Origin of the sequence: Hyphomonas atlantica corrig. (assembly GCF_017795365.1) — a bacterium.
Classification (GTDB): Bacteria; Pseudomonadota; Alphaproteobacteria; order Caulobacterales; family Hyphomonadaceae; genus Hyphomonas; species Hyphomonas atlantica.
Window position 1 is genome coordinate 1843867 of sequence record NZ_CP051254.1, and the last position, 20389, is coordinate 1864255.

At 64.2% G+C, this 20389-nt stretch carries 26 protein-coding genes; 18 read left to right on the forward strand and 8 right to left on the reverse strand.

Annotated features, from left to right (window positions below):
* Positions 1-404 precede the first annotated feature (404 nt).
* Positions 405-1543 (reverse strand): IS3 family transposase gene (locus HF931_RS09105; RefSeq protein ID WP_273239771.1). Its coding sequence is split into 2 segments (ribosomal slippage): positions 405-1285 and positions 1285-1543, totalling 1140 coding nucleotides; the frame shifts between segments, so codons are not numbered across the junction.
* An 11-nt stretch (positions 1544-1554) separates the two neighbouring features.
* On the opposite strand from HF931_RS09105, the gene HF931_RS09110 reads away from it, so the two are divergent.
* Both HF931_RS09110 and HF931_RS09115 read left to right on the forward strand, forming a co-directional pair.
* Positions 1555-2052, forward strand: coding sequence for a nuclear transport factor 2 family protein (locus HF931_RS09110; protein ID WP_273243177.1), 498 nt, complete (start codon positions 1555-1557; stop codon positions 2050-2052).
* Between the two features lie 112 nt (positions 2053-2164).
* Positions 2165-2893 (forward strand): SDR family NAD(P)-dependent oxidoreductase, encoded by a 729-nt coding sequence (locus HF931_RS09115; protein WP_273239773.1) that lies wholly within the window; start codon positions 2165-2167, stop codon positions 2891-2893.
* 78 nt (positions 2894-2971) lie between these two features.
* Here the strand turns inward: HF931_RS09115 and HF931_RS09120 are convergent, their stop codons facing one another.
* From HF931_RS09120 to HF931_RS09135, 4 genes are all read right to left on the reverse strand, one after another.
* A complete protein-coding gene (locus HF931_RS09120; protein WP_035549963.1) occupies positions 2972-4003 on the reverse strand; it encodes a phytase in 1032 nt (343 codons plus the stop codon).
* A 173-nt stretch (positions 4004-4176) separates the two neighbouring features.
* The gene (locus tag HF931_RS09125) at positions 4177-4437 is read right to left on the reverse strand and encodes a hypothetical protein (RefSeq protein WP_035549960.1); all 261 of its coding nucleotides are present in this window, start codon (positions 4435-4437) and stop codon (positions 4177-4179) included.
* A gap of 182 nt (positions 4438-4619) precedes the next feature.
* Entirely contained in the window at positions 4620-4883 is a 264-nt protein-coding gene (locus HF931_RS09130; protein WP_035549957.1) for a hypothetical protein, read from the reverse strand.
* Positions 4884-4995: 112 nt separating this feature from the next.
* Entirely contained in the window at positions 4996-5271 is a 276-nt protein-coding gene (locus tag HF931_RS09135; protein WP_273239776.1) for a TonB-dependent receptor, read from the reverse strand.
* A gap of 528 nt (positions 5272-5799) precedes the next feature.
* Here HF931_RS09135 and HF931_RS09140 point away from each other — a divergent pair.
* Complete coding sequence (locus HF931_RS09140) at positions 5800-7038, forward strand: DNA-packaging protein (protein WP_420537711.1); 1239 nt, start codon at positions 5800-5802, stop codon at positions 7036-7038.
* A gap of 74 nt (positions 7039-7112) precedes the next feature.
* On the opposite strand, the gene HF931_RS09145 is transcribed toward HF931_RS09140, so the two are convergent.
* From HF931_RS09145 to HF931_RS09155, 3 genes are read right to left on the reverse strand one after another with little or no spacing between them, the layout of a single operon-like run.
* The gene (locus tag HF931_RS09145) at positions 7113-7475 is read right to left on the reverse strand and encodes a GIY-YIG nuclease family protein (protein ID WP_273239780.1); all 363 of its coding nucleotides are present in this window, start codon (positions 7473-7475) and stop codon (positions 7113-7115) included.
* Positions 7476-7529: 54 nt separating this feature from the next.
* Entirely contained in the window at positions 7530-7982 is a 453-nt protein-coding gene (locus tag HF931_RS09150) for a hypothetical protein (RefSeq protein ID WP_035549950.1), read from the reverse strand.
* Positions 7979-8863 (reverse strand): ParA family protein, encoded by an 885-nt coding sequence (locus HF931_RS09155; protein ID WP_051602556.1) that lies wholly within the window; start codon positions 8861-8863, stop codon positions 7979-7981. Before HF931_RS09155 ends, HF931_RS09150 begins: the two co-directional genes overlap by 4 nt.
* Positions 8864-9081: 218 nt before the next feature.
* Here HF931_RS09155 and HF931_RS09160 point away from each other — a divergent pair, with 218 nt between their 5' ends.
* The 15 genes from HF931_RS09160 (at position 9082) to HF931_RS09230 (ending at position 20359) form a co-directional block, all read left to right on the forward strand.
* The gene (locus HF931_RS09160) at positions 9082-10209 is read left to right on the forward strand and encodes a phage portal protein (protein ID WP_273239782.1); all 1128 of its coding nucleotides are present in this window, start codon (positions 9082-9084) and stop codon (positions 10207-10209) included.
* Entirely contained in the window at positions 10206-10436 is a 231-nt protein-coding gene (locus tag HF931_RS09165; RefSeq protein WP_035549945.1) for a hypothetical protein, read from the forward strand. Before HF931_RS09160 ends, HF931_RS09165 begins: the two co-directional genes overlap by 4 nt.
* A complete protein-coding gene (locus tag HF931_RS09170; RefSeq protein WP_273239784.1) occupies positions 10429-10944 on the forward strand; it encodes an HK97 family phage prohead protease in 516 nt (171 codons plus the stop codon). The genes HF931_RS09165 and HF931_RS09170 overlap by 8 nt, the downstream gene beginning before the upstream one ends.
* 38 nt (positions 10945-10982) lie before the next feature.
* Positions 10983-12155, forward strand: coding sequence for a phage major capsid protein (locus tag HF931_RS09175; RefSeq protein ID WP_273239786.1), 1173 nt, complete (start codon positions 10983-10985; stop codon positions 12153-12155).
* Between the two features lie 212 nt (positions 12156-12367).
* Entirely contained in the window at positions 12368-12571 is a 204-nt protein-coding gene (locus tag HF931_RS09180) for a hypothetical protein (RefSeq protein WP_273239787.1), read from the forward strand.
* A 136-nt stretch (positions 12572-12707) separates the two neighbouring features.
* Positions 12708-13256: a head-tail connector protein gene (locus HF931_RS09185; RefSeq protein ID WP_273239789.1), complete on the forward strand. Its 549-nt coding sequence runs from the start codon at positions 12708-12710 to the stop codon at positions 13254-13256.
* A complete protein-coding gene (locus HF931_RS09190) occupies positions 13253-13663 on the forward strand; it encodes a DUF3168 domain-containing protein (RefSeq protein WP_273239790.1) in 411 nt (136 codons plus the stop codon). The genes HF931_RS09185 and HF931_RS09190 overlap by 4 nt, the downstream gene beginning before the upstream one ends.
* Complete coding sequence (locus HF931_RS09195) at positions 13663-14076, forward strand: phage major tail protein, TP901-1 family (protein ID WP_273239792.1); 414 nt, start codon at positions 13663-13665, stop codon at positions 14074-14076. Before HF931_RS09190 ends, HF931_RS09195 begins: the two co-directional genes overlap by 1 nt.
* Positions 14073-14366 carry a GTA-gp10 family protein gene (locus HF931_RS09200; RefSeq protein WP_273239794.1) on the forward strand — a complete coding sequence of 98 codons (294 nt, stop codon included), beginning with the start codon at positions 14073-14075 and terminating at the stop codon, positions 14364-14366. The genes HF931_RS09195 and HF931_RS09200 overlap by 4 nt, the downstream gene beginning before the upstream one ends.
* Positions 14366-14605, forward strand: coding sequence for a phage tail assembly chaperone (locus tag HF931_RS09205; RefSeq protein ID WP_273239796.1), 240 nt, complete (start codon positions 14366-14368; stop codon positions 14603-14605). The genes HF931_RS09200 and HF931_RS09205 overlap by 1 nt, the downstream gene beginning before the upstream one ends.
* Positions 14606-14659: 54 nt before the next feature.
* Complete coding sequence (locus tag HF931_RS09210; protein WP_273239798.1) at positions 14660-15037, forward strand: phage tail tape measure C-terminal domain-containing protein; 378 nt, start codon at positions 14660-14662, stop codon at positions 15035-15037.
* The gene (locus HF931_RS09215; protein WP_273239800.1) at positions 15034-15651 is read left to right on the forward strand and encodes a DUF2460 domain-containing protein; all 618 of its coding nucleotides are present in this window, start codon (positions 15034-15036) and stop codon (positions 15649-15651) included. Before HF931_RS09210 ends, HF931_RS09215 begins: the two co-directional genes overlap by 4 nt.
* 5 nt (positions 15652-15656) lie before the next feature.
* Entirely contained in the window at positions 15657-16304 is a 648-nt protein-coding gene (locus tag HF931_RS09220; RefSeq protein ID WP_273239801.1) for a DUF2163 domain-containing protein, read from the forward strand.
* A complete protein-coding gene (locus tag HF931_RS09225) occupies positions 16301-16732 on the forward strand; it encodes an NlpC/P60 family protein (protein WP_273239803.1) in 432 nt (143 codons plus the stop codon). The genes HF931_RS09220 and HF931_RS09225 overlap by 4 nt, the downstream gene beginning before the upstream one ends.
* Positions 16733-16735: 3 nt before the next feature.
* A complete protein-coding gene (locus tag HF931_RS09230) occupies positions 16736-20359 on the forward strand; it encodes a baseplate multidomain protein megatron (RefSeq protein ID WP_273239805.1) in 3624 nt (1207 codons plus the stop codon).
* Positions 20360-20389: the final 30 nt, after the last annotated feature.

Consider the following 20389-nt stretch of genomic DNA (forward strand, 5'->3'; position numbering starts at 1 on the left):
TGAACGGGGCACTGTCTCCGACTTCGCCGAAATAGCCTTCGGCGGCAGAAAAGCGATCAAAGTCGTGCAAATCGTAATAAACTCGAAGCAACACGAATTGCAAGCTCCTCAAAATCAAGCTAAGCGTTTATTTGTAAACGATAAAAATAGGACTCTCACTCATACAGTCCTTCAAAAATATGGTAAGCTGTATGGTACAGCCCGTTACCATATTTGAAGAATAATCAAAATTTTTCAAAGCCTATATGGCTAATGCCAGTCCTCTTCTGGCACCAGTTTTTTTGTGAGCCGTCCTTTTTGGGGCGGCTTTTTTGTTGGGTGCGGCGCAGCGGGGGCTGGGGTGGCCTGCCCCACAGGGGTGATCCACCAGATTTATTAGCCCGGCGGTTTCAAAGTAGCAGCGTTCATGCTGCCACCTCCCTATAGTAAGGCGGCATGAACGCTGCGGGCAAGACGGCTTTTGGGGCGGGTGGCTTATAGCCGAGCGAAGAGTGCGGACGGGCGGTGTTGTAGTGATGGCGCCAGGCTTCGATCAGGATCTTCGCCTCTCGCAGATCAAAGAAAATTTCCCTCGCCAGAAGCTCGTCGCGGAGCTTGGAGTTGAAGCTCTCGCAGTAGCCATTTTCCCAAGGTGATCCCGGTGTAATGTACAGCGTTTTCACTCCGATCCGTTCAAGCCAGTCACGGAGGGCTGTTGCAATGAACTCAGGGCCATTGTCAGAGCGTATGTGTTCCGGCGGCCCATGCCGAACGAACAGCTCACCCAGCGTGTCGAGGACATCCCGTGAGTTCAGCTTTCGCTCGACTCGGATGGCGAGGCACTCCCGTGTAAACTCGTCGACCACACACAGCATGCGGAACACACGTCCATCACGGGTGCGGTCCTGCACAAAGTCATAGGACCAGACATGGCCTTTGTGCGCCGGCCTCAGCCGCACACACGAGCCAACATTCATCCAGAGACGACCGCGTTTTGGTTGTTTCATCGGCACTTTCAGCCCCTCCCGTCGCCAGATGCGGTAAACCCGCTTCTCGTTCACATACCAGCCATCATTTCTGAGGAGCGCCGTGATCCGGCGATAGCCATACCGGCCGAACCGTTCGGCCAGGCGGATAATCGCCGATGTCAGGGCGTCCTCATCGTCTCGCCGTATGGGCTGCTTGCGCTGGGTCGAACGGTGCTGGCCGATCACACGGCAGGCCCGGCGTTCGGAGACGCCAAGCTTTTCCACCACGTGATCGACTGCAGCACGACGACGCGAAGGGCTTAGAACTTTCCCCGCACGACTTCTTGAAGGATCTGGTTGTCCAGCGTGAGATCAGAGACTGCGCGCCGAAGTCGGGCGTTTTCCTTCTCCATATCTTTCATGCGCTTGGCTTGGTCGACCTGCAGGCCGCCATACTCTTTGCGCCAGCGGTAGTAGGTCTGTTCGGTCACACCAACGGCTCGCGCCGCCGAAGCTGCCGTCTCACCGCGAGCGAGGCGAACCTCCACCTCCCGCAGTTTCGCAATAATCTCTTCAGGCTTGGCTCTCTTGCCCATGTCTCAGCTCCATATCTGAAGCCGGAACTAACTCAAATAACGGACCACTTTTCGGGAGGCAGACCACCTTTACCCATGAAACGGCCACCCAGAAGGTGCGTCTTGCCGAAGATGGCTGGAATGGCCGTGATCCCGAGAAGGTCGCCCTGGCCTATTCGGAGAACAGTGCCTGGCGAAACCGGGACCTGTTCATCACTGGACGGGCAGAGATTGTCCGCTTCCTCACCGCGAAGTGGCGGCGGGAACTGAACTATCGTCTGATCAAGGAGTTGTTCGCCTTCTCCGAAAACCGAATTGCCGTTCGCTACGCGTATGAATTCCACGACCGGACCGGGCAGTGGTATCGTGCCTATGGCAACGAGAACTGGGTGTTCGATGACACCGGCCTGATGAGCCAGCGCTTCGCCAGCATCAACAATCTGCCGATTGGCAATTCCGAACGGAAGTTTCACTGGAAACTCGGCCGCCGCCCGGATGACCATGCCGGGCTGAGTGATTTCGGGCTATAGTCCGGACCGGCCCTCATTCCGGATTCTCCCCGAAAAGCCTGTTTCACCTATTTAGTTCTGATTTAGAACGCTCAATAGTGTGCGCTTGTCATCCAGCCGGGGAGAAGCGTGCATGGAACACCGGAACGAGACCGTCGCCATTGTCGGGGCGGGCGACTATATCGGCGCCGAGATCGCGAAGAAGTTTGCCGCCGAGGGCTATACAATTGTGGCTGGGCGGCGAAACGGCGAAAAGCTGACACCGCTCGTTGAGCAGATCGAGGCCGCGGGCGGGCGGATCTTTGCCCGGTCCCTGGACGCGCGCGAGCCCAATGACGTGACGGCCTTCCTGAACGAAGCGGATGCGCTCGCCCCGCTGGCGCTGACCGTGTTCAATGTCGGGGCCAATGTGAACTTCCCAATTCTGGAGACAACCGACCGGGTGTTTCGCAAGGTCTGGGAAATGGCCTGCTTCGCGGGCTTCGTGACGGGGCGGGAATCTGCGCGGCTGATGCTGGCGCGCGGCAAGGGCAAGATCTTCTTCACCGGCGCGACTGCCAGCCGCCGGGGCGGGAAGGGCTATGCGGCGTTTGCCTCTGCCAAATTCGGCCTGAAGGCCGTGGCCGAGGCGATGGCGCGGGAGCTCTGGCCCCAGCACATCCATGTGGCGCACCTGACGATTGATGCCGGTGTCGACACGGCCTGGGTGCGCCAGATCATCAAGGACCGGGGCGGGCCGGACGACCCGCAGGGCCTGATACCACCCGAAGCGATTGCCGACGCCTATTGGGAGCTCTTTTGTCAGCCGGAAACGGCCTGGACGTTCGAGAAGGAAATCCGGCCTTACGGGGAGACCTGGTAGGCTTGGTCTTTCCGCGTATGAAAAAGCCCGCTCCCGACGTATCAGGAGCGGGCTTTTCTGTCTGGCGACACCTGGCGACTATTCGAGGCCGAGCGCGGCCTGGATCAGCGTCCAGTCAACCAGTTTGAAGTTCTGGTCCACGCCGGATTCCGGATTGCCATCATCCTGAACCACGACAATCCCGTTCGGGAAGCCGGGCAGTGGCGCGGAATTCACGTCCAATCCGTCCGTATGGGTGACGGCGTCAATCGCGCCATCGAGACTTTCGACGACAGTGAACACGCCGCGCGGCGCATGCGGCGCTTTCAGATCATACACAACGAACCGGTCTGCGGCCTGCGACGAGACAACGAGATAGCCTTCGCCATTCTCACCTGCCCAGATGTCCATGCCTTCCACATCAGCCACAAGGCCGTTGCGCGCATCAATCGTGTCCACGCTGACCGGCGCAGCCGTCCAGTCGTTCAGGTCCAGCTTCCAAACGCCATGTTCTTCCTCGCCGACAAAGACCTGACCATTGGCCTCGTCAAAGACGCAGCCTTCCAGCTGCAGCTGGCCATACTGGCCAACCTGGATTTCGGCGAGCAGCTCTGGCCCGTCGCTAATCGCATCGGTCGCCACAGCCCAGACCTGAGCCACACCGTCCTTGTAGGTGGGCATGGCGTAATATGTATTGCCGACGAGACCGGCGCAGATGCCATAGGGCTCGTCCTTGTTGGTGGGGGTGTCCCCGATATGACTGACCGTATTCGTGGTCGAATCGATGGTGAACCAGCTGACCGAATTGGTCTCGTCATTCGAGGCGACCGCCAGATCGCCGCGCAGGTCCACATTGTTCACGCGGCCAACATCCAGGAACTGAAGCTCCTCGCCGGCCAGGTTGTAGACGTAGAGACCTGCGTCCTTGTTGGTGCCGAGGACGAGGCTGGCAGCAGGATTGGCCAGATTGACCCAGACGGCCGGATCATCAGCCTTGTCGCCTTTGCCCACCATTGGGGCAGTCTCGACAGCGGCCGGGATCGGCGCGGTCTCGATGGCGTAGAGGTCCTGTGCGGGCTCGGTTGCGCAGGCAGACACAAGCAGGGCGGCAAGGGGCAGATAGCGTTTCATGAACACTCCTTCTGGGGCTCGGTTAAAAGCGTTTCGCGCCGGTATTCCGCGCAGGGACGGGAAGATCAAGTCACCGGATGGAACTTTCACATAACTGCCACGAATTGCATTGCGGATGCAAAAAAAGCAGGCCCGGAGACCTGCTTTTTCCAAGTGTTCTGATGCCAACAGGATCAGCCGGCGCGGGGGTCGCCCGTGCTGAGGGCGCGGCGCTGTGCATCACCGGTGGCGTCCTCGCCAGCTTTCTCGTGGCGTTCCCACTGTTCAGCGGTCATGCAGATCTTGCCGGGGTAAATCTTGCCCGGAATGGACACACGTTCACAGATCAGGTCCGGGTTGTTGGAGGCGTCTGCAACAGCATAACCCTCTTTCTTTTTCAGTGCGCAACCGGACACGGCAAGGGCCGATGCGAGGGCGATAAGTGCAATTCTCATAAAGTTTTTTCTCCCGCGAATTGCAAAAGCTCTAGCAGAGGGATCCGGAAACGTCGCCCCCTCGGGCATGTTTTTTCATTCGAAAGCGACAGAAACGCACAATTCTGTTGCAATCGTGCACTTCTGTCGAAAATGCAACGGATTGCAGGCGGTGCCTTTGCCGTCTCGGTTGCAGGCGGCTGTCAGGTGCCCTGGCCGGGAGCAGGTGTCCGCAGGGCGCCGCGTTGAACATCTGATGTGGCAGTCTGGCCGGCCCTGTTATGCCGTTCCCATTGGGCAGCGGTCATGCAGATCTTGCCGGGATATACCTTGCCGGGCACGGGGACACGCTCACAGACGAGGTCAGGATCGTTGGAGTGGTCCACAATCTGGAAGCCTTCTTTCTTTTTCAGTGCGCAACCTGACAGAATGATTGCAGCTGCGAGCGCGGGTATCAGTCTTTTCATCAGTCCCTCCTATCCAGACGGGAAAGTATAGCCTGATTATACGCGCATGAAAAACCGGGCGGATAACGCGATCCGCCCGGCTTCCGGTTTTTGCGTTGTTTGCGCGCTGGCCTTAGTAGGTCAGGCGAGCACCGATGACGTAGCGAGCGCCGTACTCATCATACTGGGACAGACGGTTTTCGGATCCGAAATAGTAGTATTCCGGCTCGTCGGTCAGGTTCTTGCCTTCGACGAAGACCTGCAGATTGTCATTCACGTCATATTTGGCAGACGCTTCGACGCTGAGGTGATCGCTGGTGTACCGGTCGATGTTGGCACCAAACAGTTCGTCCAGGTAATCATCAATGATTCTGGAACCTCGAATCCGACGGGGATGGGGCCGTGCCAACCTTCTGGAAACAGGAGGCCAAAGCCATGTCAGATACGCCACATCGCAATCGCCTGATCCGGCAGGTTCGCCAGATGCGCCTGTTGGGCAAGCCGGTCGCCGAGATCGCCGGTATCGTCGGCCTGCACCGGGCGACCGTCTACAAGCTGATCCAGCGCAATGGCCTTGATGGGCCGGAAGAGTGGATGGAGCGCCCGCGCCTCGCCCTGCATGAGGCCATTGATGAGACCACCGAACAACTCGCCGCAAGCCAGACCGGGGAGGCGCAACGGGCCTATTGCGGCGTGCTGACCCGCCTGATCGGGGAATTGCGCCGTCTGGAAGTGACGGTCGCGAAATGGAGAGGAGAGCAGGATGCCGGGCATGCCGGATGTGATAATCAGGAAAGCTATTCCGACACGGACGAAACCCACGAAGACAGCGACGACGCCGAAGACGAATTATCCCCTGCCGCTGAGCGGCGCCGGCTGGCAGCCTATGCAGCAGAGTTTCAGACAAAGGGCGAGGCAGGCCAACCAGTCCGGCCAGATGCACCTGTTGAGCGCGGAAGAGACACGTCTGGTCAGCCAGAATCCCTGGATCCTGAGCGCCCGCGATATACAGGTTCCGCCGCCGGACGGCTGGCGGAGTTTCGTCTTCATGGGCGGACGCGGCGCTGGCAAGACACGGGCGGGGGCCGAATGGCTGCGCTGGTCAATGCTGCAGGGCGGGTGTGGCCGCGCGGCGCTGGTGGGCCCGGCCTTGCACGATGTGCGCGAAGTGATGATCGACGGGCCGAGCGGCCTGAAATGGATCGAGCCGCTGAAGTGTCGCCGCCCATCCTATTCGCCCAGCCGCCGGATCCTGAGCTTTGACAATGGCGCGGAGGCGCATGTCTTTTCCGCCGAAGACCCGGACAGCCTGCGCGGGCCGCAATTCGATGTGGCCTGGTGTGACGAGATTGCGGCCTGGCTGCGCGGGCAGGCGGTGTGGGACACGCTGCAAATGGGGCTGAGGCTGGGCGCTGATCCGCGCGTGATGGCGACAACCACGCCCCGGCCGACGCCCTTTTTCAAGGCGCTGCTGGCCGGGCCGGACACGATCATTCGACGCGCCAGCATGGCAGAGAATGCGGCGAACCTTTCAGCAGGCTTCGTGGCCGCGATGGAGGCGGCCTATGGCGGCAGCGCGCTGGCCCGGCAGGAAATTCACGGCGAAATTCTGGAGGATCCGGAAGGCGCCCTGTTCAGCCGACGGAAGATTGATGATGCACGGGTCGAGACGCCGCCGATGCTGGAAGATGTGATCGTGGCTGTCGATCCGCCCGCCACCAGCGGTGCGCACGCTGATGCCTGCGGTATCATTGCGGCGGGGGTGCGCGATGGCGTGGCCTATGTGCTGGCCGATGCATCCGCACCCGGACTGAAGCCGCTGGACTGGGCCCGGCGCGCCGTTGTCATCAGCCGAGAAGTCGGCGCGCGGGAGATCATCGCCGAGGCCAATCAGGGCGGCGAAATGGTGCGGCAGGTTCTGGAAAGCGCCGGCGTGGATGTGCCGGTGCGGCTGGTCCATGCCCGGCTGGGAAAGCGGGCGCGCGCTGCGCCAGTGGCCACATTGTACGAACAGGGACGGGTGGCGCATGTCGGCCTGCTGCCGGAGCTGGAAGACCAGATGTGCCGTTTCGGCGCGGAAGGCTTTCGCGGCTCACCCGACCGCGTCGACGCCCTCGTCTGGGCCATCTGGGCCCTCCTCCTGGACAGGGCCGGGCCGTGGGTGCGGGTGTTGTGACTTTTGGTGCTGGGAGGGTGAGGGTGGCCTTCCTCTCTTCCGCTCATCCCGGCGTATGCCGGGATCCAGATGGGTCAGTCCGGTCTGTGCGGTGCTGGGCCCCGGCCTTCGCCGGGGTGAGCGGTATTGTGAAATGTGGGAGTGGGGGTCCAGTCAAGGAGTTCCAGATACAAATCCCGCCAGTCGGGATTGGCCTTCTCGATGAGGTTCAGTTTCCACTGTCTCCGCCAATCCTTGATCCGGCGTTCACGCGTAAACGCAGATTCGCGAGTATCATGTTCTTCGAACCAGACCAGCCGCGTGCAATGATATTTCGAGGCGAAGCCGGGGCGTATCCTGTTTTGGTGTTCCCAGCACCGCCGCATCAAGTCATCCGTATGACCCGTGTAGAGCGTGCCGTTCCGGCGGTTGCAAACGATGTAGGTGTAGAACGCCATGATCGGGAACGTATCATGAACACCGCGCTAAATCCACCCGGTTATCTGGGAGATTTATCCCCCCGTGCGGAAGGCCTTGCGTCCGAAGTAGGCGTTCTTGGGGGCGGGGGGTGTGTCGTCCGGCTTGTCTTCCGTGGCAGGCTCGACCGTCTCGGTCTTCTCCGCAGGGGGCGGTGTCGTGCCGTTCATCAGGCCACGGATCCAGGCGCAGGCGGCGCCGGCGGTGGAGACTTCGAGGTCCGGGACAGAGCGGTCCATGCGGCGCGCCAACTGGCGGGCCTGGTGGGCGGTGAGGGATTTCAGCGTTGTTTCGAACAGGTCCGCGCCGACCGTCTCGCGCAGATCCTTCATGTCTTGCGTGGTCTGACCCGCGGAGATCATCAGCTTTTTCACGAGCAGGGCCGTCGCGGCAGCGAAATCCTTCTCGCCGAGCTTCGCAAAGCGCTCGCGCTGGGCCAGCAGGGATTCGAGCGCTTTCGCGCTGGACGGGGCGGGGGTGTCGGTCATTGAATCTTCTCGCGCACTTCCTTCAGGAGACCTTCGATGATGCCGAGGGCATCGCCGGGCCATTTTGCCTGAAGGGTTGGCTCTGGGCCAAGTTCGATTGGGTTGGTGGCAAAGCCCGGCTTCATCGGGATCACCGAGTTGAACATGTTGAATTCGGTTTCCTTGGCATTCGCCGCATCGCGCATGGCGTTCAGCACGACCTTCTGGTGCGCCGAGCCGTCAAACCGGGTGGCCAGCACGCAGGGCAGGTTCTCGATGTCGCGGCCGCGCAGATTGCGCATGATGTCACCGGTGAACAGGTCGAGGCCCAGGGTGGACATGAAGTCCGGAATGGTTGGCACGATGATCAGGTGGCTGGCGGCCAGCACGGTTTCGGTCATCACGGAAATGCCGGGTGGGCAGTCACACAGGATGACATCGTAATCGGCTTTCAGCTTTTCGAAATCATCGCGCATGCGGCGGCCGACCTGGCCCTGCAACGCCTCCATCGAATAGCCCTTGGCGGTCAGCTCATAGATCAACTCGCGCTCTGTCTTGCGCAGGCGCGGTGAGGACGGGATCAGGTCCAGCTCCAGCGGCTTGCCATTATAGGTCACGTCAGAGGCGTCGGTGACGATGAAGTCCGACAGGCGCTTGTGCTCGCCCGCGAAGAAATTCTCCAGCAGCCAGTCGGAAATCGTGACGTAATCATTGATGGCCTGGAACAAATGCTCGTCGCCCTCATGGCCGAAGACCAGCAGCGATGCGTTGGCCTGCGTGTCCAGATCGACCACCAGCGTGCGGAAGCCATTTGCGGCAAAGGCCTCTGCCAGACTGACGCAAGTTGTGGTCTTGCCCACACCGCCTTTGGAGTTGGCGATGGAAATCACGCGTGCCGACATTCTGTAAGCTCCTTTGACCCTGACCGAATGGCGAAAAAGCAGATTTGCGCCTGCATGGCTATGGCCCGGCCGCAGGAAATTAGGGGTGTAGTGTTCGGTTAACCCTCAGCTTTTCGGCGCTAGCGGGCTGATTTTCCGGCACTTTTCCTTGCCCAATCCGATGGGGACCGGCGGCATTTAATTTCTGCTCATCAATGGAAACGGAGCCGAGCCCCAACATGAACCCAATCTGGCCGTTCACCCGTCGCCCAAGCGAGGCGAAATCTTCGCCATCCCTCGTGGCGCTGTCCCAACTGGGCGAGGCCCGATGGGGCAGCCGGGAGGGCGCGGCGCTGACGCGGGATGGCTATCTTGCCAATGCAATCGCCTATCGCGCGGTGCGCATGGTGGCAGAGGCGGCGGCGTCCGTGCCGCTGGTCACCGATCATGAGGGTGCAGCCCGCCTGATCCGCAGGCCCCAGCCGGACGGCGTGGCGGCGGATCTGTTCGAGGCGGCCTATTCGCAATTGCAGCTGACCGGCAACGCCTTCCTGGAGGGGGTGCAGCTATCGGGCGAGGCAGGCATCTCTGCGCTCTACGCGCTGAACCCGGCCATGATGCGCCCGGTCAGCGATGCGCGCGGCTGGGTCGAGGCGTGGGCCGTGCGTGAGCGTCATGGCGAGCGGCTGATCCGGCGCGATGGCGAGACTGGCTGGAGCCCGGTGCTGCACCTGAAACTGTTCAATCCGGTCAGCGATGTGATGGGGCTGGCCCCGCTGGGCGCGGCGCGGCGGGCGCTGGACCTGCACAATGCGAGCGCGGACTGGGCCAAGGCTCTGATTGACAACTCCGCAAAACCGTCCGGCGCGCTGGTCTATGGCGGGCATGGGCGGATGCCGCCGGACCAGTATGACGCGCTGAAGGACGAGCTGGAGGGCATGTATTCCGGCGCGGCCAATGCGGGGCGCCCCTTGCTGCTGGAAGGCGGGCTCGATTGGCGGCCCATGTCGCTGTCCCCGGCGGAGATGGATTTCCTGGAGGCGCGCCACAGCGCCGCGCGGGAGATTGCGCTGGCGCTGGGTGTGCCGCCCATGCTGCTCGGCATTCCAGGGGATAATACGTATTCAAACTATAAAGAGGCCAATCTGGCCTTCTGGCGGCTGACCATCCTGCCGCTGGTGCAGAAGATGGCGGCGTCCCTGTCGGTCTGGCTGGATGACCCGTTCCAGACCGAAGTGACCGTGCGGCCAGACCTCGATCGTGTGCCCGCCCTGTCGGCAGAACGCGACGCGCTGTGGGCGCGGCTGGAAGAGGCGAGCTTTGCGACCGGCGAAGAGAAACGCCGCCTGGCGGGGCTGCAGCCATGAAGATCGACCGGAAAGTGACCATCGCCTTCATCGCGGCCGTGCTGGCGCAAACCGGCGGCGCGCTGGTCTGGGCGGGCGCAGCCGCGGAGCGAATTTCTTCCCTGGAGGATACCGTCCGGGAACGGCGCAGCGTGGTAGAGCGCCTCGCCCGCCTCGAAGAGGGCGTCGACCGGATGGAGAGCCAGCTGGACCGGATTGAGCGGAGACTGGAGGGCGGGGATGAGTAGGTCGGTCAGTGCCGCTCATCCCGGCGCAGGCCGGGATCCCGACCGGCGTGCTGCGTCTCTTGCGGCGCTGGGCCCCGGCCTTCGCCGGGGTGAGCGGAAAAGTGAGCCACTTCTCATCGAAGGTTACGCCTCTCTCTTCGGAATACCGGATGCGAGCGGGGATGTTGTGCGGGCGGGGGCGTTTGCCCGCAGCCTGCAGCGCGGGACGGGCCTGCCCATGCTGTTACAGCACCGGCCCGGCGCGATTGCCGGGCGCTGGGTACGGATGATCGAGGATGGACGGGGCCTGTATGTGCGCGGCCTGGTGGAGGGCGTCGCGGCGCGGTCGCTGGTGGCGCAGGGGCTGAGCGGGCTCTCCATCGGGTTCCGGCCCCGCATCTGGAATGCGCGGCGGCCGGACGGGCGCGAACTGGTGGAGGTGGACCTTGTGGAGGTCTCTCTTGTGACCAGTCCGATGCAGGCCCGTGCGCGCTTTGCCCTGCTGGGCACCGAAGGGAAAGCGGCGTGAGGCCGAAGGATTATGGATTTGAGAGGAATGGAGACAACATGACCAAGGAAACCAAGATGGCGGGCGGCGGGGCCGATACCGCCGAGTTGATGGCGGTGTTTGCCGCCTATACGGAGGCGAATGATGCCAGGCTGGCCGAGATCGAAGCCAAGGGCGACAGTGATCCGCTGACAGATGAACGTCTGGCCCGCATCGACCGCCGCCTTGAGGCGCTGAGCCTGAAAATGGCGCGGCCCGAAGCCGGCGCGCTGAAGACCGCGGACGAGGATGCGCGCAATCAAGCCTGGATGCGATACCTGCGCGCGGGCGATGAAAGCGGGCTGGCGCGTCTGGACGTGAAGGCGCTGAACACGGGTACGGACGAGCAGGGCGGCTATATCGCGCCGCCGGAGCTGGACCGGCTGATCGAGTCGCGCCTGATGGCGGCAAGCCCGATGCGTCAGATTGCAACCGTGCGCCAGACCAGCGCGGGCACCTACAAGAAGCCGGTTGGCCTTGGCGCGGCAGCGAGCTGGGTGGGTGAACAGGCGACGCGGACGCAGACCACGCATTCGGGCCTGTCCCTGCTGGAATTCCCGGCAGGCGAGCTGTACGCCATGCCGGCGGCGACGCAGACCTTGCTGGAAGATTCCTATGCCGACATTGATGCCTGGCTGGCCGATGAAGTGGAGGCCGCCTTTGCGGCGCAAGAATCGGCGGCCTTTGTCAGCGGCGATGGCGACGGCAAGCCGAAGGGCTTTCTGGACTATGACATCGTCGCCGAGGCGAGCCATGTCTGGGGCAAGATCGGCTCTATCGCGGGCGACTTTACCGCCGATGATGCCGCCGATCAGATCATTGACCTGATCTACACGCCAAAGGCCCAGTTCCGCGCCAATGGGCGCTTTGTGATGAACCGGCGCACCGTCGCGGCTGTCCGTAAGCTGAAGGATGGCGACGGGCGTTATCTGTGGCAGCCCGGCAATGGCGGCGAGGCGGCCACCATCATGGGCTATCCGGTGACGGAAGTGGAGGACATGCCGGACATTGGCACGGGCAATGCGGCCATCGCCTTCGGGGATTTTCGCCGCTTCTACCTGATCGCCGACCGCCAGGGCGCGCGCGTTCTGCGTGATCCATACTCGGCCAAGCCGTTCGTGCTGTTCTACACCACCAAGCGCGTCGGCGGCGGCGTGCAGAATTTCGACGCCGCGAAAGTGATGGTGTTCTGATTTTTATCCTCCCCCGCTTGCGGGGGAGGTGCCCGAAGGGCGGAGGGGGAAGGCCCCCTTCGAGCCGGACGCGTCGCGCTCGGGCCCACATCCGCTCATCCCGGCGAAGGCCGGGACCTCGCCCGGCATGCCCGGTCTTCATTAGCTGGGCCCCGGCCTTCGCCGGGGTGAGCGGACCTTTTTTTATCCAACCCAACCAAAGGAACCCCAACATGTTCGAATCCATTTTCACCACCCTCATCCGCCAGGCCGCATTGCTGACCGAGCCGCAGCAGGAGGAATTCACGACCAAGATCGCCGAGGCGCTCTCGACCCTGATCAATTCCACCGAGACCGAGATCGACAATGAACTCGTCCGCAGCGTTGCCTTGCCTATCGGCGGCACGCTGATCGAGAAGCTGGAGGGGATGGTTTAGGCCGATCAATCCTCCCCCGCTTGCGGGGGAGGTGCCCGAAGGGCGGAGGGGGAAGAGGCCCCCTTCGAGCCGGACGCGTCGCGCCCGGCCCACTTCCCCCGCAGGCGGGGGAAGAAAGAACCAGAAGGAAACAAGAATGAACAATCTGACGGTGATCTCACCGCCGGACGGGGAGGCTTTGTCTCTCGATACGGCGAAAGCCTATCTGCGCATCGGTCATGAGGGCGAGGATGATCTCGTCACCGGCCTGATCGCGTCGGCGCGGGCGCGGCTGGAGGCGGAGACGGGGTTGGCCCTCGTTATGCGCACGGTGAAACGGCGGTTCGACCGCTGGCCAGCGGGCGTAACGCGGACCGGCATGCGGCTGGTGCCGGGGCCGGCTTCGGCGTTGGTCTCGGTCGAGACATTGGATGCCGAGGGGGCCGCGCAGCTCTATACCGCGCGGTTTGCGCTGAGCGGTGGGCGGCTGCGGCTGAAGCCCTTTGTGGCGCTGCCATCCATTCCGCCGGGCGGATATGCGGATGTCACCTTCGTGACCGGCTATGGCGCGGCGGCGGATGTGCCGGAGGATCTGGTGCAGGCGCTGAAACGGCTGGTGCTGGCGGCCTATCGGCGCGAGGCGGGCGAGGCCCTGCCGGAGGAGGTCGCCGCCATCCTGGCCGCGCGGCGGGAGCGGAGGCTATGAGCGTCGAGGCCGCCATCGAAAGCGCGCTGATGGATTTGTTGCGGGCAGATGCGGGCGTACAGGCCACGTTCGGCAATCCCGCGCGCGTGTTCGACGCCGAAAGCGATGCGCCGCTCTTTCCCTATGCCGAGCTGGAGCGTCATGAAGTGACGCCCGCCGGGGCGGCGCTGGTGGACGGGCATGAGCACCGCCTGACGCTGGCCGTGTTCACGCGGGAAGACGGGCTGAAAGGCGCGAAGGCGGCGGTGGCGGCCTTGCGCGCGGCGGTGGAAGGCGCGGCCTGGAGCGTGCCGGGCGTGCAAGTGGTGCTGGCGCATGTCGTCTATGGCGATGTGATGCGCACCGCCGACAAGCGCGCCTTTCGCGGCATCATCCGGATTCGGATTATCTCAGAGGAGGCAGGCTGATGGCAGGCCAGAGAGGCAGGGACATCCTGCTGAAGATTGCAGATGGCGCAGGCGGCTTCACAACGCTGGCCGGGGTGCGGGCAAGCCGTATCCAATTGTCGGCGGGGATGGTGGACGGCACCAGCGCCGACAGCGCCGAGGCGTGGCGGGAGCTGATCGACGGGGCGGGCGTGAAGACCGCGCGCGTGACCGGGCGGGGCGTGTTCAAGGATGCCGCCAGCGACGCGCGGATGCGGGCCGTGTTCTTTGCGGGCGAGGCGCCGGACTGGCAGTTGATCCTGCCGGATTTCGGCATTCTCGAAGGTGCCTTTCAGATCACCGAGTTGAGCTGGAGCGGCGCGCATGATGGCGAGGCGGAATTTTCCGTGACGCTGGAGAGCGCGGGGCGGCTGGGTTTTGAGGTGCTGCCATGAATGCGGCGCGGGGCGAGACAGAGCTGGTGATCGGTGGGCAGGCGCGGCGGCTTTGCCTGACGCTAGGCGCGTTGGCAGAGATCGAGGCGGCGTTCGGATGTGTACGGATCAGCGACCTTGAGGCGCGGATGCGGGCGCTGTCGGCGGCAGATCTGATGATTGTGCTGGCGGCGCTTTTGCGGGGCGGCGGCGAAGCGGAAATTGCCGGGCGGCTGGGTGCGCAGCATGTGGCCTCGGGCGCTGCGGCGCGGGCCGTGGCCGAAGCGTTCCGGCTGGGGCTGGCGGGCTGATGTTGCCGTGGTCGGAGATGATGCGGTCAGCGCTGGCGGCGGGGATTCGCCCGGCGGATTTCTGGCGATTGTCCCTGAAAGAGTGGCGATGGCTGGCGGAGCGGGGAGCGGGCCTGAAGGCTGGGCGGCTCTCGGAATTGATGGCGGGGTTTCCGGATGAGGCGGAAGGTGAGGCTCGTACCGCTTCATCCTTCGACTTCGCTCAGGATGAGTCCGGACTTGAGAAGCGCTCATGCTGAGCGAAGTCGAAGCAAGGGCGCGGGCTTTTCGGGTGAGCAGAAGAGAGGTGAATAGTGAACGATTTTGAGAGTGACCTGACCGCCGCCAGCGATGCGCTGCGCAATCTGGCCGAAGGGCCGGGCGTGCAGGCGGCTGAAGCGCTGGAGGCGGTGTTCGGCAAGGCCGGGCAAAGCATCGAGACCGCGTTGGGGCAAGCCGCACGGTCCGGCGAACTGGACTTTGAACGCATGGCAGAGAGCATCCTGAAAGATTTGGCGCGCGTGGCGGCGGAAAGCGTTGTCGCGATGGCAAGCGTGGGGGGCGGCGCGCAGCAGGCGGTGACCCTCAACATGAACTATGCGCCGGAAACGGAGCAGTCTGGGCAAAGCAGCGAAGCATCCCTCAGCGCATTGCTGGCGCGGATCGTGGCAGGCGGGGGGCGGTTCCTGTGAGTGTGACGAATTTCCATGAGGTGAGCTTTCCCGTGCCGCTGGCGCTGGCCGCGACAGGCGGGCCGGAGCGGCGCACGGAGGTGGTGACTCTGGCGAGTGGCGCGGAAGTGCGCAATGCGGTCTGGGCGGGCTCTCGGCGGCGATGGGATGTCGGCAGCGCGGCGCTGAAGCTGGATGCGTTGCAGGATCTTGTGGCCTTTTTCGAGGCGCGCGGCGGACGGCTCTGTGGGTTTCGGTTCCGTGACGCGCTGGATGACCGGTCCTGCGCGGCGGGGGAGATGCCCTCGGCCACGGATCAGCGAATTGGCACAGGCGATGGGGTGGCGACGCGGTTCCAGCTGGTCAAGGCGTATGGCGATCATCAACGGCGGATCCTGAAGCCGGTGGCGGGCAGCGTGCTCGTAGCCGTGGATGGCGCGACGGCGGAGTTCAGTCTGGACGCGACGACGGGGGAGGTGACGCTGGATGCTGCGCCAGCGCCGGGCGGGGCGGTGACGGCAGGGTATCGCTTCGACTGTCCGGTACGGTTCGACACCGACCGGCTGGACATCACGCTGGAAGGCTTTGGTGCCGGCAAGGCGCTGCGCGTGCCTCTGGTCGAGTTGATCGGATAGGCACCATGCGGATCATTGAACAGGAATTTGCAGAGCGTCTGGCCAGTGGGGCGGCAACGACCTGTCTCTGTTGGCGGATCACGCGCGCGGATGGTTTCGTGCTGGCGGTGACGGAGCATGATCGGGCGTTGGAGGTGGGTGGCATTCTCTACCAGTCCGGCGCGGCGCTGGAGGGGGCGAGCTTTGCGCAGTCTGCTGATCTGAGGCCAGGCCATGCGCCGGCGGGCGGGGCGCTGTCGCATGAGGCGATCACCGAAGCCGATCTGGCGGCGGGCAAGTGGGATGGCGCGCGCGTCGACGTGATCCGCGCCGACTGGCAGCGGCCGGATTTGTTCGTAACGGTGTGGAGCGGATGGCTGAGCGACGTGACGCGCGGTGAGGCCGAGTTTGAAGCGCAGCTGGTCAGCCGGAAGGCAGAATTCGAGCGCCCACTGGGCCGGGTCTATGCGCGCCAGTGCGACGCCGTGCTGGGCGATGAACGCTGCGGCGTGAATGTGGATGCGTTTCCTGGACTGGCTTGTGACCATAGGTTTTCGACGTGTTCGGATGTGTTTGGCAATGCGCAGAACTTTCGCGGATTTCCGCATCTGCCGGGGGCGGATTTCGTTCTGCTCGGCCCTGCGGCGAGCGGCAATGATGGGGGCAGGCGATGAGACGAGAGGATATTGTGACGGCGGCGCGGGGCTGGCTTGGCACGCCCTATCGCCATCAGGCCAGCCGCAAGGGCGCGGGCTGTGACTGTCTTGGCCTGGTGCGCGGGGTGTGGCGGGAGTTGATCGGGTCGGAGCCGCAGCCTGTGCCGCCTTACTCGCCGGACTGGGCGGAAGTGACGGGCGAGGACACGCTGCTGGCGGCGGCGCGGACGCATCTGGTGGAAATGCCGGTCAGCGCGGCAGAGGCTGGCGATGTGCTGGTGTTCCGTATGGCGAGCGGTGTGCCGGCCAAGCATTGCGGCGTGCTGTCTGCGCCGGGGCGGATTGTGCATGCCTATTGGGGGCGGGCGGTAGTGGAAACGCGGCTGGTGCCGTGGTGGCAGAGGCGGGCCGTGGCGGCATTCAGCTTTCCCGGCGTAGAGGACTAGGCAATGGCGCAGATCGTGTTTTCAAGTGTCGGGCAGGCGATCGGGCAACAGGCCCTGCCGCAAGGGCTGAACCTGCTTGGGCGGCAACTCTCCGGCGCGGCGATTGGCAAGTCTCTCGGCAGTCTGGCCGGGCGGGCGGTGGGCGCATTTTTCGCCCCGGCGCAGGAGGGGCCGCGTGTCAAATCCCTGCCCTTGATGGAGGCGCGGGAAGGCGCGGGGCTGCCCTCCGTTTACGGCCGGATGCGGGTGGGCGGTCAGGTGATCTGGGCAGCGCGCTTCAAGGAGACAAAGACAACCCGCCGCGCCGGCAGCAAGGGCGGGCCGAAGCTGACCGAGTATGACTATTCGGTGAGCTTTGCCGTGGCGCTGGGCGAGGGGCTGATCCTTGGCGTGCGGCGGGCCTGGGCGAATGGTGAGGCGTTTGACCTGTCTGGCGTCGTGCACCGCGTCTATCCCGGCGATGACGCGCAGGCGCCGGACCCGTTGATCGAAATGATCGAGGGGACAGGCAAGGCGCCGGCCTATCGCGGCACGGCCTATATCGTGTTCGAGGATTTGCCGCTGGACGCATTTGGCAACCGGTTGCCGCAGCTCTCTTTCGAGGTGGAGCGCGTGCCGCCGGGCGGAGCGGAGCCGGGGCTGTCGGATGTCGTCACGGCGGTGAACATCATCCCGGCGTCGGGTGAGTTTGTCTATTCGACCGAGATTGTGCGCGAGCAGGTGTTTGCCGGAAAGGAGCGTGCGCTGAATGCGTGGTCCGGTGAGGCGCGGGCGGACTTGCTTGTCTCGCTGGACCAGCTGGAGACAGATTTGCCGCGTGTTTCCCATGTGGCGCTGACCGTGGGCTGGTTCGGGACGAGTATTGCGGCGGGGATGTGTGAGATCCATCCCGGCGTGGAAGTGCGCGAGCGTGTGACGGTGCCCTATGCCTGGGAGGTGGCCGGTGTCGCGCGGGGGGATGCCTATGTCATTTCGCGCGATGAAGGCGGCCATCCGAATTATGGCGGCACGCCCGCGGACCGGTGCGTGATTGACTCGATCCGGGAGATGAACGCGCGGGGCCTGTCGGTGACGCTGTCGCCCTTCCTGTTCATGGATAGCGAGGGCTTTCCGTGGCGCGGGCGGATTGGCGTGTCGGCAGATGGCACAGCGGCGGCGCGCAGCGAGATCGACGCCTTCGTGAACGGCGCAAATGGTTTCCGGCGGTTCATCCTGCATCATGCGCAGCTGGCCGCTGAGGCGGGGGGCGTGGAGGCGTTCCTGGTCGGCAGCGAGATGGTGGGGCTGACCCGTGTGCGGGACGAGGCGGGCGCGTTTCCGTTTGTGGAGGCGCTGGTGGCCCTTGCGGCGGAGGTGAAGGCGATCCTGCCGGGGGCGGACATTTCCTACGCGGCGGACTGGACCGAGTATGGCGCCTATGTGCCGGGTGACGGAACAGGGGATGTGCTGTTCCCGCTCGACGCACTATGGGCAAGCGCGGATGTGGATTTCGTCGGGGTGGACTGGTATCCGCCGCTTGGCGACTGGCGCGACGGCGCGGCGCACCTGGACGCCCTGGCGGGATATAAGGCGGCGGACGACCCGGCCTATCTGGCATCGCAGATTGCAGGCGGCGAGGCGTATGACTGGTATTATGCCGATGGCGCGGCGCGCGATGCACAGACGCGCCTGTCTATTCAGGACGGTGCGTATGGGGAGCACTTTATCTTCCGCCAGAAAGATGTTGCGGGCTGGGCCGGGCATTTCCATCATGAGCGTCCCGGAGGGGTGCGGGAGGCCGCGCCAACCGGCTGGGTGCCGGGGATGAAGCCTGTTCGCCTGATGGAGATCGGCTTTGCGGCGGTCGACAAGGGCGGGAATGCGCCAAATGTGTTCTATGATCCGAAAAGCAGCGAAAGCGCGCTGCCGCCCTATTCCAGCGGGGCGCGGGACGAGGTGTTCCAGAGGCGGGCGCTGGCGGCGGTGTTGCCGCATTGGGAGGCTGAACCACTGGTGGAGGCCGCCTATGTCTGGGCGTGGGATGGGCGACCGTTTCCAGCCTGGCCACTGAAGGAGACGGTCTGGAGTGATGGCGGAAACTGGGCGCGCGGGCATTGGCTGAATGGCCGGTCGGGCCTTGCACCGTTGGCCGATGTGGTGGCGGACATCTGCGCGCGGGGCGGCGTGGAAGATGTTGACGTCTCCGGACTGGACGGCGTGGTTGAGGGCTATGGCCTCGACGGGGTGCATTCGGTGCGCGCGGCGCTGGAGCCGCTGAAACTGGCGTACGGGTTTGAGTGCGTCGAGCGTGATGGCGCACTGGTGTTCCGCATGGCGAGTGAGGGCGAGGTGCTGGACGTGTCGGCGGCGGCGCTGACCGAGACGGGGGCACAGCGCACGCGCGGCCTGCTGGACAAGGCCCCGGCGCGCCTTCGCCTGTCGCATATTGATCTTGAGGCGGACTACCAACCGGGGCTGGCCGGAGCGCGCGTGAGCGGGGGAGATGCACGGCTTGTGCAGGATGTGACCTTGCCACTGGCCCTTGGGGCAAGCCGGGCGGAGGCCGTGGCAGGGGCCTTGCTTGAAACGGCGGCGAGTGGCGAGAGCCTGACTTGTGCGTTGCCGCTGTCGGCATTGGCGCTAGAGCCCGGCGATGGGCTGCGGCTGGAGGATGGCGCGGTCTGGCGGGTGAGCGATGTGGTGGATCGCGGCGGTGTTCGCGCGCTCACCTGCCATGAGGAACTGACACCGATGCCGCGTGTCCGTGCGGGAGGGGCCGGCAGCGCGCCGCCGGAGGCAGCGGTGTTTGGCGGGGTGGATCTGGTCATCATGGATGCGCCGCACCTGCCGGAATTTGAAGAGGAGACCGGCCCGCTTGTCGCGGCATGGGCCGATCCGTGGCCGGGCGAGGTGACGGTTCTGGCCGGGCTCGCGGAGGATGCGCTGAATGAGGTGGCGCGCCTCTCCCGGCCTGCCGTGATCGGACGGTTGACGGAAGCGTGCGGACCGGGGCCCGTCGGGCGGTGGGATCTTGCGACGGTTCTGAGTGTGTATTGTCCGGGGGGAGAGTTTGCGAGCCTGCCAGCGGGGCAGGTGCTGTCCGGCGGCAACGCGGCCCTGCTTGAGACAGAGGCGGGCTGGGAGTGCATCCAGTTCCAGAGCGCGGACCTTGTTGCGCCGGATGTTTGGCAGCTCAGCGGCCTGTTGAGGGGGCAAAGGGGCAGCGTGCCGGGCAGGGCCCAGATTGGCGCGCGGCTGGTGATGCTGGATGCCGCTGTGGTGCGGGCGCGCCTTGGCGGCGAGACGCTCGGCGTGGAGATGATGTGGAAAGCGGTCACCGACGATACCGCAACGGCGGAGACGTTCGAGGATCAGGCGGGCCGGCCCTGGCCGGTTGCGCATCTGAGGCGCGTGGGCGACCAGTTGAGCTGGACACGGCGCGGGGCGGATGTGCCGGAAAGCTGGGCCCTGCCGGAAGCGGAGAACGCAGGCCGGTTCGCGGTGGCGTTCGATTTCGGTTCAGGATTTTCCGCGTCGGAGATTGTCGAAGTGCCATCCGCCGTCTGGCCTGTTGGGGCGGTTGCTGCGCGCGTGGCAGAGATTGGGCCGGACGGGCGCATTGGGGCGTGGCAATCCTGCGGGGCGTAGCATGTATCGGGTGGCGCGAGCGGAGCGCGG